Origin of the sequence: Bradyrhizobium sp. UNPA324, assembly GCF_006658635.1 — a bacterium.
GTDB lineage: Bacteria > Pseudomonadota > Alphaproteobacteria > Rhizobiales > Xanthobacteraceae > Bradyrhizobium > Bradyrhizobium nanningense.
This window is the reverse complement of record NZ_LFJD01000004.1, coordinates 1,045,597-1,058,135: the sequence shown is the minus strand read 5'-3', so window position 1 is coordinate 1,058,135 and position 12,539 is coordinate 1,045,597. Positions and strand designations below refer to the sequence as shown.

At 65.4% G+C, this 12,539-nt stretch carries 12 protein-coding genes; 8 read left to right on the top strand and 4 right to left on the bottom strand.

Annotation, left to right across the window (positions count from 1 at the left end; all coding sequences use genetic code 11):
• Positions 1-87: 87 nt before the first annotated feature.
• A complete protein-coding gene (locus UNPA324_RS05050) occupies positions 88-1,473 on the top strand; it encodes a LysM peptidoglycan-binding domain-containing M23 family metallopeptidase (protein WP_141933801.1) in 1,386 nt (461 codons plus the stop codon).
• Between the two features lie 153 nt (positions 1,474-1,626).
• Here UNPA324_RS05050 and UNPA324_RS05045 read toward each other — a convergent pair whose 3' ends face one another.
• On the bottom strand, positions 1,627-2,631 hold the full coding sequence (locus UNPA324_RS05045) for an ATP-binding protein (RefSeq protein ID WP_141933799.1): 1,005 nt from the start codon (positions 2,629-2,631) through the stop codon (positions 1,627-1,629).
• Positions 2,632-2,811: 180 nt separating this feature from the next.
• On the opposite strand from UNPA324_RS05045, the gene yajC reads away from it, so the two are divergent.
• The 6 genes from yajC to UNPA324_RS05015 are packed head-to-tail and all read left to right on the top strand — an operon-like array spanning position 2,812 to position 8,488.
• Entirely contained in the window at positions 2,812-3,189 is a 378-nt protein-coding gene (gene yajC, locus UNPA324_RS05040; RefSeq protein WP_128919431.1) for a preprotein translocase subunit YajC, read from the top strand.
• Between the two features lie 47 nt (positions 3,190-3,236).
• Entirely contained in the window at positions 3,237-4,841 is a 1,605-nt protein-coding gene (gene secD, locus UNPA324_RS05035; RefSeq protein WP_141933796.1) for a protein translocase subunit SecD, read from the top strand.
• A 16-nt stretch (positions 4,842-4,857) separates the two neighbouring features.
• Positions 4,858-5,883, top strand: a complete 1,026-nt coding sequence (gene secF / locus UNPA324_RS05030) for a protein translocase subunit SecF (RefSeq protein ID WP_128919433.1) — start codon at positions 4,858-4,860, stop codon at positions 5,881-5,883.
• Between the two features lie 60 nt (positions 5,884-5,943).
• Positions 5,944-6,327, top strand: coding sequence for an Mth938-like domain-containing protein (locus tag UNPA324_RS05025; protein ID WP_128919434.1), 384 nt, complete (start codon positions 5,944-5,946; stop codon positions 6,325-6,327).
• A 7-nt stretch (positions 6,328-6,334) separates the two neighbouring features.
• Positions 6,335-7,198, top strand: coding sequence for a phytoene/squalene synthase family protein (locus UNPA324_RS05020; RefSeq protein WP_128919435.1), 864 nt, complete (start codon positions 6,335-6,337; stop codon positions 7,196-7,198).
• Between the two features lie 45 nt (positions 7,199-7,243).
• The gene (locus tag UNPA324_RS05015; protein WP_128919436.1) at positions 7,244-8,488 is read left to right on the top strand and encodes a threonine ammonia-lyase; all 1,245 of its coding nucleotides are present in this window, start codon (positions 7,244-7,246) and stop codon (positions 8,486-8,488) included.
• A gap of 22 nt (positions 8,489-8,510) precedes the next feature.
• Here the strand turns inward: UNPA324_RS05015 and UNPA324_RS05010 are convergent, their stop codons facing one another.
• Positions 8,511-10,064, bottom strand: coding sequence for a winged helix-turn-helix domain-containing protein (locus UNPA324_RS05010; protein WP_141933794.1), 1,554 nt, complete (start codon positions 10,062-10,064; stop codon positions 8,511-8,513).
• A 127-nt stretch (positions 10,065-10,191) separates the two neighbouring features.
• Between UNPA324_RS05010 and UNPA324_RS05005 the strand changes: the two genes are divergently transcribed.
• Positions 10,192-10,653 (top strand): cupin domain-containing protein, encoded by a 462-nt coding sequence (locus tag UNPA324_RS05005; RefSeq protein ID WP_141933792.1) that lies wholly within the window; start codon positions 10,192-10,194, stop codon positions 10,651-10,653.
• Between the two features lie 60 nt (positions 10,654-10,713).
• Here the strand turns inward: UNPA324_RS05005 and UNPA324_RS05000 are convergent, their stop codons facing one another.
• On the bottom strand, positions 10,714-11,892 hold the full coding sequence (locus UNPA324_RS05000) for an aminotransferase class V-fold PLP-dependent enzyme (RefSeq protein WP_141933790.1): 1,179 nt from the start codon (positions 11,890-11,892) through the stop codon (positions 10,714-10,716).
• Between the two features lie 77 nt (positions 11,893-11,969).
• Positions 11,970-12,524: a CAP domain-containing protein gene (locus tag UNPA324_RS04995; RefSeq protein WP_128919502.1), complete on the bottom strand. Its 555-nt coding sequence runs from the start codon at positions 12,522-12,524 to the stop codon at positions 11,970-11,972.
• Between the last annotated feature and the right edge of the window lie 15 nt (positions 12,525-12,539).

The following is a 12,539-nucleotide window of genomic DNA, read 5'->3' as shown; positions in this document are numbered from 1 at the left end:
CAACATCTTATTGGGAGGGTTAAGCCGTTATTTACTCGGCGCGTGTTTACTTAAAACACCAGTTCTGTTGCGTACGAGTGAGTAACCATGTCCGCTGTCGCCGAGTTGCTTTACTCGCGCCGCGTGCCGCAGGTCGCGGTGCTGGCGCTGATTTCCTTCAGCTTCGCAGGGTGCAGCGCCGACATGTCGTCGCGACTGTCCCGGTCGAACTTCTCCAATCCCTTCGCGTCGGACCAGACCGGCTCGGTGCAGCAGGCACCGCCGCCGCAGCGCGAACTGCCGCAATATGCGCGGCCGCAGACGCAGCCCGGCTCTTATCAGTCGCAGCCCTTGCCGCCGCCGGCGGTCTCCGCGCCGCAATCCTATCCCGTTGCGGCAGGTGGCGGGGTGTCCGGAGGCGGGCGCGGCGTCAGCTCCTACGCGCCGCCGGCGCAGCCGCATCTGGAGACCACGGCCACCGTGCCGCCGCGCTCGGTCGCGGCTGCCCAGCCGGTCGGGGGGACCAAGATCATCGTCGGCACCAGCGATACGCTGGAGGTGCTCGCCAAGCGTTATCACGTCACGCCGCAGGCGATCCTCGCCGCCAACGGTTACAAGGGCCCGCGCGCGCTCTCGCCCGGCCAGCAGCTGATCATCCCGCATTCGGCCACGGCCGCCGCACCCGCGCCTGCGATGGCCCCGGTTGCGGCAGCTCCGGCTGCGAAGCCGGTTGCGGCCATGGCCGCACCGTCGAGCACGCACTTCGTCAACCACGGCGATACGCTCGCCAGCATTGCCCGCAAGAATCATATTTCGTCGGCCGAGCTTGCCCGTGCCAACGGTCTGGATCCCGCGGCCAAGCTCAAGCTCGGTACCAAGCTGATCGTGCCCGGCGCCAAGACCGCTGCCGTCGCGGCGCCGGTTGCCGCAGCTCCGGCCATGGCCGCTCCGGTTGCGGGGACGCTACAGCCCGTCGCAGCCGCTCCCGCACCCGCCATGAAGATGGCCGCGGCCGGCGCGCCCGTGCAGAGCGCGCGCCTCGCCCAGGCCACCGCCAATGTCGAAGAGAAGCCCGCCGAGGCTCCCGCGAAAGCCGCGGAGACCACCAGCGCGCTGCCGACCTTCCGCTGGCCAGTGCGCGGCAAGGTGGTCACGAGCTACGGCGCCAAGACCAACGGCAAGTCCAATGACGGCATCAATCTCGCGGTGCCCGAGGGCACGCCAGTCAAGGCGGCCGAAGACGGCGTCGTCGCCTATTCCGGCAACGAGCTGAAAGGTTACGGCAATCTGGTCCTGGTTCGGCACTCCAACGGCTACGTCACCGCATATGCCCATGCGAGTGAGCTGTTGGTGAAGCGCGGCGACACCATCAAGCGCGGTCAGGTCATTGCCAAGTCGGGTCAATCCGGGGAGGTGGCGTCGCCGCAGCTCCACTTCGAGATCCGTAAGGGATCGAGCCCGGTTGACCCGCTTCAATTCCTGAATGGGGCGTGAGGCCAAAGTTGCCTCGACACTGACGCTGTCGTCGCCCGGTTTGACCGGGCGACCCAGTATTCCAGAGACAGTTATTGTTGAGCCGATAAGCCGCGGCGTACTGGATTCCCGCCTTCGCGGGGAATGACAGCCGTGGGCGGGAAATAGCTTCCGCTACATCGCCGTCAGCTTCACGCCAAGCCGCCCCGCCAGCTCCTGCACGAACTGCCAGGCGACGCGGCCGGAGCGTGAGCCGCGGGTGGTCGACCATTCCAGCGCCTCGCGCTCCAGCGCCTCATCGTCGATCTTGACGCCGAAATGGCTGCAATAGCCGCGCACCATCGCGAGATATTCGTCCTGGCTGCAGCGGTGGAAACCCAGCCAGAGGCCGAAGCGATCCGACAGTGACACCTTCTCCTCGACGGCTTCGCCGGGATTGATCGCGGTCGAGCGCTCGTTCTCGATCATGTCGCGCGCCAGCAGATGACGGCGATTGGAGGTGGCGTAGAGGATGACGTTCTCGGGCCGGCCCTCGATGCCGCCTTCGAGCACGGCCTTGAGCGATTTGTAGGACGCGTCATTGCCGTCGAAGGAGAGGTCGTCGATGAACACGATGAAACGGAAGCTGGCGTCGCGGAGCTTCTCCATCAGCATCGGCAGTGTTTCGATGTCCTCGCGGTGGATCTCGATCAGCTTGAGCTTGTCGGCGACCTTGCGGTCGGCGTTGATGGTGGCGTGCGCGGCCTTCACCAGCGATGACTTGCCCATGCCGCGTGCGCCCCAGAGCAGGGCGTTGTTGGCAGGCAGGCCACCTGCGAACCGCTCGGTGTTCTCCATCAGGATGTCGCGCATCCGGTCGATGCCCTTCAGCAGGAACAGCTCGACGCGGCTGACCCGCGGCACCGCCGACAGGCGGCCGTCGGGATGCCAGACATAGGCGTCCGCCCGTTCGAACGACTCAGCGGAGACGGCCGGCTGGCCCTGCGCGGCGAGGTGCGCCGCAATGGTCTCCAGCGCGCGGACGATGCGCTCCTGGGAGAGGTCCGGGACGGCCTTGAGGGTTGCCCTGGCGGTCCCCTTGGGAGTCTCCTTGGGGCGTTTTGCCGCGACGCGAGCAGGCATTCTGGCAGGGGTACGGGGGCCTTTGCCGGCCGGGCTTTTACTTGGTTTTTTGGGCATGTCCGAAGTTCCTGAGAACGCAGCCTTATCGGGCCTGAGGGGCCGCCGCAAGGTGGCTAAAAGGGCGGTCTGGCAGCGTTGCAATTGGGGCAATGGCCGCTATAGTCCGCGCGAATTTGACCGAACCGGTCGCCTTTGAGGGCCTGACCGGCTTCCCCCGTTCTCACGAGGATCGTCCGAATGCTGATTACTCCTGCGTATGCCCAGGCCGCGGGCGCCGGTGACACCAACAGCATGTTGATGTCGCTGCTGCCGTTCGCCCTGATCTTCGTGATCATGTACTTCCTGATTCTGCGCCCGCAGCAGAAGAAGGTGAAAGACCACGCCGACCTCGTGAAGAACATCCGCCGCGGCGACACCGTCGTGACCTCGGGCGGCCTCGTCGGCAAGGTCACCAAGGTCGTCGACGACGACCAGATCGAGTTCGAGATTTCCGACGGCGTGCGCGTGCGGCAGATGCGCCAGATGATCTCCGGCGTGCGCGCCAAGGGCGAGCCGGCCAAGGAATCCAAGGAAAGCGCGAAGGAAGCTGCCAAGGACGACGCCGCGTCGAAGTGAGCGCGTCCGCGAGCATCTCAAGTCTCCTGATCTGACAGGTCCAGTCGATGTTGTATTTCACGCGGTGGAGAGCGCTCGGGATTGTCCTGACGGCGCTGATCGTGTGCCTCTGCGCGGTCCCGAACTTCTTCCCCGAGGCCCAGGTCAAGACCTGGCCCGCCTGGGCGCAGCGGCGGCTCGTGCTCGGCCTCGACCTCCAGGGCGGCTCCTCTCTGCAGCTCGAGGTCGATTCCAACTACGTGAAGAAGGAAAAGCTCGACCAGGTTCGCGATGACGTACGTCGCGTGCTGCGCGAGGCCAAGATCGGCTTCACTGGCGGCGTCACCGTGCGCAACGACGCGGCCGAGGTTCGCATCACCAAGGACACCGACCTTCAACCGGCGCTCGCCAAGTTGCGCGAGCTTGCGCAGCCGATTGGCGGCCTGATGGGATCTAGCGGTCAACGCGACCTTGAAGTCGCCGATGCTGGTGGCGGATTGATCCGCCTCAGTATTCCGGAGACCGCGATGATCGAGCGCTTGCGCAAGACCATCGAGCAGTCGATCCAGATCGTCGAGAAGCGCGTCAACGAGCTCGGCACCGTCGAGCCTATCATCCAGCGTCAGGGTAACGACCGCATCCTGGTGCAGGTGCCGGGTTTGCAGGATCCGACCCATTTGAAGGAACTGCTGGGCAAGACTGCGAAGATGGAATTCCGCATGGTCGATCCCTCAGTGCCGCCGGACCAGGCGCAGCAGGGCAGGTTGCCACCGGAATCCGAGCTCCTGCCGGCCGCCACGCCGCCGCCGCCCAACTACGTGGTCAAGAAGCAGGTGCTGGTTGCGGGCGGCGATCTGATCGATGCCCAGGCGACCTTCGACCAGCGTACCAACGAGCCGGTCGTCAGCTTCAAGTTCAATACCTCGGGCGCGCGCAAGTTCTCGCAGGCCACGCAGGAGAATGTCGGGCTGCCCTTCGCGATCATCCTCGACGGCAAGGTGATCTCGGCGCCGGTCATTCGCGAGCCGATCACCGGCGGCCAGGGCCAGATCTCCGGCAGTTTCACCGTGCAGTCGGCCAACGACCTCGCGATCCTGCTGCGCGCCGGCGCGCTGCCTGCGCCGCTGACCGTGGTCGAGGAACGCACCGTCGGTCCGGGCCTCGGCCAGGACTCGATCGACAAGGGTGAGCTGGCGGCCTATGTCGGCTCGATTCTCGTCATCGTCTTCATGCTCGTGACCTATCGGCTGTTCGGCGTGTTCGCCAATATCGCGGTGGCGATCAACGTCGCCATGATCTTCGGCCTGTTGTCGCTGCTCAGCGCCACGCTGACGCTGCCCGGCATCGCCGGCATCGTGCTCACCGTCGGCATCGCGGTCGACTCCAACGTGCTGATCTATGAGCGCATCCGCGAGGAGTTGCGCGGCGGGAGAAGTCCGATCTCGGCGATCGATGCAGGCTTCAAGCGGGCGCTTGCGACCATCCTCGATTCCAACATCACCACCTTCATTGCCGCTGCCGTGCTGTTCATGATCGGCACCGGACCGGTTCGCGGATTCGCTGTAACGCTCGGTATCGGCATCATCACCACTGTGTTCACCGCCTTCACCATGACCCGCCTGATCGTGGCATGGTGGGTGCAGTGGAAGCGGCCGAAGACTGTGCCGATTTGATCATTCGAGGCCGGCTGTGACCACTACTCAACTCGTTCTCATTTCTCTCGGCGTCCTGATTGCCGTTCTGACCGTGGTCAGCGTGCTCGGTCTGCTGCCGTCGCTGCGTATCGTGCCAGACGATACGCATTTCGACTTCACCCAGTTCCGCCGCATCTCGTTCCCGATCTCGGCGACGCTCTCGATCGTTGCCATCGTGCTGTTCTTCACCCATGGCCTGAACTTCGGCATCGACTTCAAGGGCGGCACCTTGATGGAGGTGCGGGCCAAGTCTGGCTCCGCCGATCTTGCGCAGATGCGCACGACCCTTGGCGGCCTCGGCCTCGGCGAAGTCCAACTGCAGCAATTTGGCGGCCCCGCCGACGTGCTGCTTCGCGTTGCCGAGCAGCCGGGCGGCGACAAGGCGCAGCAGGCAGCCGTGGACAAGGTTCGCGGCGCCCTCGGCGAGTCCGTGGACTATCGCCGCGTCGAGGTGGTGGGCCCGCGTGTCTCCGGCGAGCTGCTGGGTTGGGGCATGGCCGGCCTGATGCTCGCGATCGGCGCGATCCTGGTCTATCTCTGGTTCCGCTTCGAATGGCAGTTCGCGCTCGGCGCCATGATCGCCAACGTGCACGACATCGTGCTGACGATCGGCTTCATGTCGATCAGCCAGGTCGATTTCGACCTGACCAGCATCGCCGCGCTGCTCACCATTCTCGGCTATTCGCTCAACGACACCGTCGTCATCTACGACCGTATCCGCGAAATGCTGCGGCGCTACAAGAAGATGCCGATGCCGCAGCTGCTCAATGAGTCCATCAACTCGACGCTGTCGCGCTCGATCATCACCCACGTCACCGTGACGCTGGCCCTGCTGGCGCTGCTCCTGTTCGGCGGCCACGCGATCCACAGCTTCACCGCGGTGATGATGTTCGGCGTCGTGCTGGTCGGCACCTACACCTCGATCTTCATCGCGGCTCCGATCCTGATCTATCTCGGCGTCGGCGAGCATCGCGAGGATGCGCCCGATACGGCACCTCCGGCGAAGAAAAGCAAGGTATGATCCGAACCGCATGCCCTCGCACGAGTTGGCGAGGGCAGTAAGCTCATTCGGACCAAGCTGATGGCCGGCGATCCCAACGCACCCCATTTCCCGCGCTCGGCGCCGATCGAGGCTTACGGCAAGGGCGGCTTTGCCTTCGCCGGCATGTCGCATCGGGGTTCGCTGCTCTGCCTGCCCGAGGCGATCTGGGCCTGGGACGTGACAGACCCCGCGAGGATCGACCGCTATTCGCTGGACCGGGTGTTCGCAGCCGCCAACGGCATCGACACGCTCCTGATCGGCACCGGAACCGGGCCCTGGCTGCCGCCGCCGGAGCTCCGCCAGGCGCTCAAAGCGGTGAGGGTGGTGCTGGACACGATGCAGACCGGCCCCGCCGTGCGCACCTACAACATCATGATCGGCGAACGGCGGCGGGTCGCGGCTGCGCTGATCGCGGTGCCATGAACAGCACATGAGCAGCGCCGCGCCGTCGCCCGATTCCATCGCCTTCTGCGCCGATCTCGTGCGCAGCCATGACTTTCCGCGCTATGCCGCGACGCTGTTCGCGCCCGCCGCCGAGCGCCGGGCGCTGCTCGCGCTCTACGCCTTCAATGTCGAGATCGTCCGCGTCCGCGACCAGGTGAGCCAGCCTTTGCCCGGCGAGATCCGTTTTCAATGGTGGACCGATCTGTTTTCGGGTCTCGTCCACGGCAGTGCCGAGGGCAATCCGGTCGCAGCCGAGCTGCTGCGCGCGATCCGTGATTTCGACCTGCCCGTCGAGCCGCTGTCGCTGCTCGTCGACGAGCACCAGTTCGACCTCTACAACGACCCGATGCCGACGCTGGCGGCGCTGGAGGGCTATCTGGCCGCGACGTGTTCGGCGTTGTTTGGTCTGGCGGCCCAGATTCTGGCGCCGCCGTCGGATGCGGTCGAACATCTCGCCCGTCATGCGGGGCTGGCGCAGGGAATCGTGCAGGTCATCATGAACCTGCCGCGCGATGCGTCGCACCGGCAGCTGTTCCTGCCGCAGCAGGTGCTGGCGAGCCATGGCTGCCAGATGGAAGACGTGTTTGCCGGCAAGCAGACGCCGGCCTTGCGGGCCGTGCTGGACCAGCTCGCGGGCGAGGCGCAGCAGCATTTGACCAGGGCTTTGTCGCTGCTGGCGGACGTGCCGGCCGCGGTGCGTCCGGCGTTTCTGTCCCTGAACCTGGTCAGGGCCGATCTCAAGCGCCTGGCGCAGCCCGGCCGCAATCCGTTCGCGCTGCAGCCGACGTCGCGGCTGCGCACGCTCTGGACGCTGTGGCGGGCTTCACGTTCCCGGGAATTTACCAAATAGCGGCTGGCTTGTCGCCTCGAACCGCCGGATGCTCTATGCTGTCCCATGGCTGAGTTGTCCCAAACCACATCGCCCGATCTCAGCGGCTTTCCGGTCGCACCTGGTGACATTCATGCTGCCGCCGACACCATTCGCGGCGCCGTCGTCGAGACCCCCTGCAGCTACAGCCGCACGCTGAGCAGCATCTGCGGCTGCGAGATCTGGCTCAAATTCGAGAACCTTCAGTTCACCTCCTCCTTCAAGGAGCGCGGCGCGCTCAACCGCCTCACCGCGCTGACACCGGAGGAGCGTGCGCGCGGCGTCATCGCCATGTCCGCCGGAAACCACGCGCAGGGCGTCGCCTACCACGCCAAGCGGCTCGGCATTCCCGCCACCATCGTCATGCCGGTCGGCACGCCCATGGTGAAGGTCGAAAACACCAGGCATCACGGTGCGGAAGTGGTCGTCACCGGCGCGACGCTGGAGGAGGCGGCCGCGTTCGCGCGTAGCCACGGCGAAGCCAAGGGCATGATCTTCGTCCACCCTTACGACGATCCGCTCGTGATTGCGGGGCAGGGCACCGTCGGCCTGGAGATGATGAGAGCGGTGCCGGAGCTCGATACGCTGGTCGTGCCGATCGGTGGCGGTGGCCTGATCAGCGGCATCGCCATCGCCGCGAAATCGATCAAGCCGTCACTGCGAATCCTCGGCGTCGAGGCCTGGCTCTATCCCTCGATGTACAACGCCATCCATGACGGCAACCTGCCGGCGCGCGGCGATACGCTCGCCGAAGGCATCGCGGTGAAATCGCCCGGCAAGATCACCACCGAGATCGTGCGCCGCCTCGTCGACGACATTGCGCTGGTGAACGAAGCCGAGCTCGAGCGCGCGGTCGCGACCCTGATCTCGATCGAGAAGACGGTGGTCGAGGGCGCCGGCGCCGCCGGCCTTGCCGCGCTGATGTCCGATCCGACCCGCTTTGCCGGCCAGAAGGTCGGTCTCGTCCTGAGCGGCGGCAACATCGACACGCGGCTGATCGCATCCGTCCTCACGCGCGAGCTCGCGCGCGAAGGGCGGCTGACCCAGCTCTCGCTCGATATCCCTGACAGACCCGGGCAGTTGGCGGCGGTGGCCGCACTGCTCGCCGAAGCCGGCGCCAACATCATCGAGGTCTCGCACCAGCGGACCTTTTCCGACCTGCCGGCCAAGGCGACGCTGCTGCAGCTCGTCATCGAGACCCGCGATGCCGCGCATCTCGACGAGGTGATGGCCAGGCTCAGCGCATCCGGATTGAGCGCGCGCTGCACGTGAGTGGCCCGCTGAAACGCCAGCGCTATTCCGGAAGGCCTGCAACGCGCAGGGCATCGCCAAGCGAGGAAGCGAGCGCCGGCGCGCAATTGACGCCCTGAAATTGGCGGCCATACCGAAACGTCGGGTGTAGCTCCAGCACCCGCGCGGCTGCCGCCTTCGCCTCTTGCAATCGTCCAAGCTTTGCCAGCGCCGCAGCCAATTGCACATAGGTGATGCTGTGGCGAGGATTGGCCTGAACCGAGCGGTAAGCGGCGCGGCACGCCTCCTCATATCGGCCGCGATGGAAGTGCCCGAGAGCCTGGGCGTCGAATGCGGCGAAAGCCCAGGGATCGAACGGGCTGAGCCGCAGGCCTTGTTCGCTCCATTCGATGGCGCGGTCGGAATCTCCGCCCCAGCCAAGCACGACGCTGCCGAGGATGTAGGTCAGCGCCGATGATGGGCTGATGGCGAGCGCAGCCTCGAACGCGGTGAATCCTGCGGAGCGATCGTGCCCGTCCATGCCGATCGAAAAACCCGCCAGCGTGAGGGCAAGCGCATCATCCTGGCCATGAGCGATCGCCGAGCGCGCGTGGCGGATCGAGGCCTCGCGATTGGCCTCATGCAAACCGGCTCGAAGAAACAAGCAATGATGGCACATCGCCGCATTGCCGTGCGCGAGCGCGTACGCAGGTTCGAGCGTGATCGCACGTTCGAGCAGCACGAGCGCCTGGGTGACTTGAGCCGGCATGCCGGAATCGACGTCCGGCTGAGCGCGCAGGACGAGATCATAGGCGTCCATGCTGTCCGGCCTCTTGCGCTTGACCCTGTTGATCTCGGCGCGCCGCAGGCTGGGCGCGATGGCGCCGACGGTCGACAATGCGATGTCATCCTGGAGGGCGAAGACGTCCTCGGACCGGCGGTCAAATCGCTCGGCCCATACGTGCACTCCAGTCGACGCGTCGATCAACTGGCCGGTGATGCGGACCATTGTGCCTGTCTTGCGGACGCTGCCTTCCAGCACGTAGCGTACGCCAAGCTCGCGGCCGACCTGCTTCACGTCCACCGCGCGGCCTTTGTAGGCGAAGGTGGAATTCCGCGCGATCACGAACAGCCAATTGATGCGTGAGAGTCCGGTGATGATGTCATCGACCATGCCGTCGGCAAAATAGTCCTGGTCCACATCGCCGCTCAGGTTCGTGAAGGGCAGCACTGCGATCGACGGCCTGTCGGGCAAAGTCAGCAACGGCGCTTGCAGTGTTGCAGTTGCGCGATCCGGATCGGACGTCGTCACGGTGGGGCCGACATAGCGATAGCCGCGGCGCGGCAGCGTTTCGATCCAATGCGCCTCGCCGGAGATGTCGGCCAGCATGCGCCGCACCGCCGCGATCTGGACGGTGAGATTGCTGTCCTCGATGGCCTGGGCGGGCCAGGCCGCCTCGATCAAGGCATCTTTCGAAACCGGCACACCAGCTTGCCGGACGAGGAGGGCCAGAAGCAGCACGGCGCGCTGGCCGAGCCCGGTCGGCTCAGCACCGTGGAACAGGATCCCCGCCTCGCCATCGAGCCGAAAGGGACCAAATTCAAGGATCGCGGCCATTGCCGAAGAAGGGCACATTTCGCAGGTTTTTTGCAATGTTTTCCGAGCCGTTTCACGACTTTCCAGCTGGACTGGACCACCATCGCGAGAGCCGTGAGGAGAGCTGCAACAAGCGATGGAGGGATACATGACCGCGAAACACGTCATCCGCAGGCCCGGCGAGACCAAGGGGGTCATGCTGCGCGGCGAGCCAATGGCCTTCCTGGTGACCGGCGGGGACACCAGGCATACCAGCATGTTCGACTGGACGATTCCGGCAGGATTCGCCACCGGCCGGCACGTTCATCGTGCGCAGGAAGAGACCTTCTACATGTTAGAGGGCGAATGTGAATGGCACGTCGGGGAGGAGGCTGTCCGAGCAACTCCAGGGACCTTCCTCTTCATTCCTCCGGGCGTAGCTCACAACATCACCAACGTGAGCGAGAAGCCCGCGCGCGTGCTTATGACCGTATCGCCGCCGGGACACGAGCATTACTTCGAGGAACTGGCCAAACTGACGGCAAGCGGACCGCCGGATGCGAAGGCCATCAGCGAGCTACGCGCCCGCTTTGATACCGACCAACTCTCGGCATTGACGACAACGGCTTGAGGCAGACGGCGCGATGGCGGACCGACTTCACGGTCGGTCCGGCGCGCCGGCTTGCGTTGGCTACCGCGGTGCCAAGCCCGCCAGATGCGCGATCAGCCGGTCGATCTCGGCTTCCGTATTGTAATAATGCGGTGATGCCCGCACGATATGCGGCAATGCGCGAAGCTCGGCATCGATGCGCGTGCTCGACGGATCTGAATCTCCGATCGCGATGCCGGCTGAAGCGGCGCTGGCGACAATCGCGTCCGCCTCGTGCCCGTCCATCGTGAAGCTGACAATGGCGCCCGGCGCGCGTCCGAGGTCGCGAATGGTGATGCCGGGAAGGGTCGCAAGGCCGCTGCGAAGGCGGCCGGCGAGCATGCGGCAGCGTTGTTCGATCGGGGCAATGCCGATCTCGAGCGCGTAGTCGACAGCCGCGCCCAACCCCAGCCGGGCCGCGTAATTGTTCTCCCAGGTCTCGAAGCGGCGGGCATCGTCCCGCAGTTGATAGGCGTCTCGCGAGACCCAGGGGGCGGCAAAATGGTCGATCATCGGCGGCTCGAGTTTCTGCAGCAGCGCCCGGCGGACGTAGAGAAAGCCGGTGCCGCGCGGGCCGCGCAGGAATTTGCGACCCGTGGCCGAGAGCATGTCGCAGCCGATGGCCTTGACGTCGACGTCCATCTGGCCGACCGCCTGGCAGGCGTCGAGCAGATAGGCAATGCCGTGCGCCCGCGCGATCTTGCCGATCGCCGCTGCCGGATTGACCAGCCCGCCATTGGTTGGAACCCAGGTGATCGCAATCAGTTTCACCCGCTCATCGATCATCCGCTCGAGTGCGTCGACGTCGAGTTCGCCACTGGCATCGCTCGGCACCACGTCGATGACCGCGCCGGTTCGTTTGGCGACCTGAAGGAAGGCGACATAATTGGCGGCGTATTCCGCCTCGGCGGTTAGGATCCGGTCGCCCTTGCGGAACGGCAGCGAATAGAACGCCATCTGCCAGGCAACCGTCGCGTTCTCCACCAGCGCGATCTCGTCGGGCGCGGCATTCAGCAGACGCGCCACCGAGTCATAGACCGCGTCGAGCCGGTCGGCTTCGAGATCGGCGGCCGCATAGCCGCCGATCTCGCATTCCAGATCGATGTGCCCCTTCATCGCCGCGACAACCGGCGCCGGCATCAGGGCAGAGCCTGCGTTGTGGAGATATGCGAGCCGGGTGGCAGCTGGCGTGTCGGCGCGTATTCGGTCGAGGTCGATCACTGACGCCCTCCGCTTCTTGCGATCTGGTCCATGAATTAGGCGCATTGCCGAGCGCGAGCAAGATCGCCTGCTTGGCCTCAGATACAGAGGCTGAGCAGCTTGATGTGACAGCTGCTTGACTTTGGCTTGCTCGCGGGCGCGGCCTCGCGTTTCACGGCGACGACGGGCTCCTTGTCTTTCTTCTTGCCCTTGCCCTTCGGCTCGTAATCGCCCGCGATCACCATGGCCCAATAGGTGCGCTTGCCGCTGGCATTCTTGGCGCTGGCGATGCCGACGCGGGAGGCGTTGTGCAGCAACAGGTTCTTGCGGTGCCCGGACGAGTCGATCCACTGTCCGAGCGTCTTCTCGAAATTGTCGTAGCCGTAGGCGATGTTCTCGGCGGCGCGGCCCGCGCCGGCCGGCGCGACGCGGCGGTTGAAGGGGCCGAGTGCATCGTGGCTGAGGTCGTCCTTGGCGGCCATCGCGCGGGCCTGGTCCATGGCGATGCGGTCGAGGGTGGCATCGCGGACGACGCGGACTTCACCGTGCTTGAGGCGGAAGCTGGAGATCAGCTCGGCCGGCGAGTCTGCCATCGCAGGCGCAGCCATGAGCAGCAGGAAGCCCGCGACCAGGCCGCCCACGACACGACACATCATCATCCCCCGAAT

Excerpts from the sequence above, each read along its gene's own strand:
- UNPA324_RS05050 (WP_141933801.1), top strand. The coding sequence starts at position 88 with ATGTCCGCTGTCGCCGAGTTGCTTTACTCGCGCCGCGTGCCGCAGGTC.
- yajC (WP_128919431.1), top strand. The coding sequence starts at position 2,812 with ATGCTGATTACTCCTGCGTATGCCCAGGCCGCGGGCGCCGGTGACACC.
- UNPA324_RS05010 (WP_141933794.1), bottom strand. The coding sequence starts at position 10,064 with ATGGCCGCGATCCTTGAATTTGGTCCCTTTCGGCTCGATGGCGAGGCG.
- UNPA324_RS05015 (WP_128919436.1), top strand. The coding sequence starts at position 7,244 with ATGGCTGAGTTGTCCCAAACCACATCGCCCGATCTCAGCGGCTTTCCG.
- UNPA324_RS05025 (WP_128919434.1), top strand. The coding sequence starts at position 5,944 with ATGGCCGGCGATCCCAACGCACCCCATTTCCCGCGCTCGGCGCCGATC.
- UNPA324_RS05020 (WP_128919435.1), top strand. The coding sequence starts at position 6,335 with ATGAGCAGCGCCGCGCCGTCGCCCGATTCCATCGCCTTCTGCGCCGAT.
- secD (WP_141933796.1), top strand. The coding sequence starts at position 3,237 with ATGTTGTATTTCACGCGGTGGAGAGCGCTCGGGATTGTCCTGACGGCG.
- UNPA324_RS05005 (WP_141933792.1), top strand. The coding sequence starts at position 10,192 with ATGACCGCGAAACACGTCATCCGCAGGCCCGGCGAGACCAAGGGGGTC.
- UNPA324_RS04995 (WP_128919502.1), bottom strand. The coding sequence starts at position 12,524 with ATGTGTCGTGTCGTGGGCGGCCTGGTCGCGGGCTTCCTGCTGCTCATG.
- UNPA324_RS05045 (WP_141933799.1), bottom strand. The coding sequence starts at position 2,631 with ATGCCCAAAAAACCAAGTAAAAGCCCGGCCGGCAAAGGCCCCCGTACC.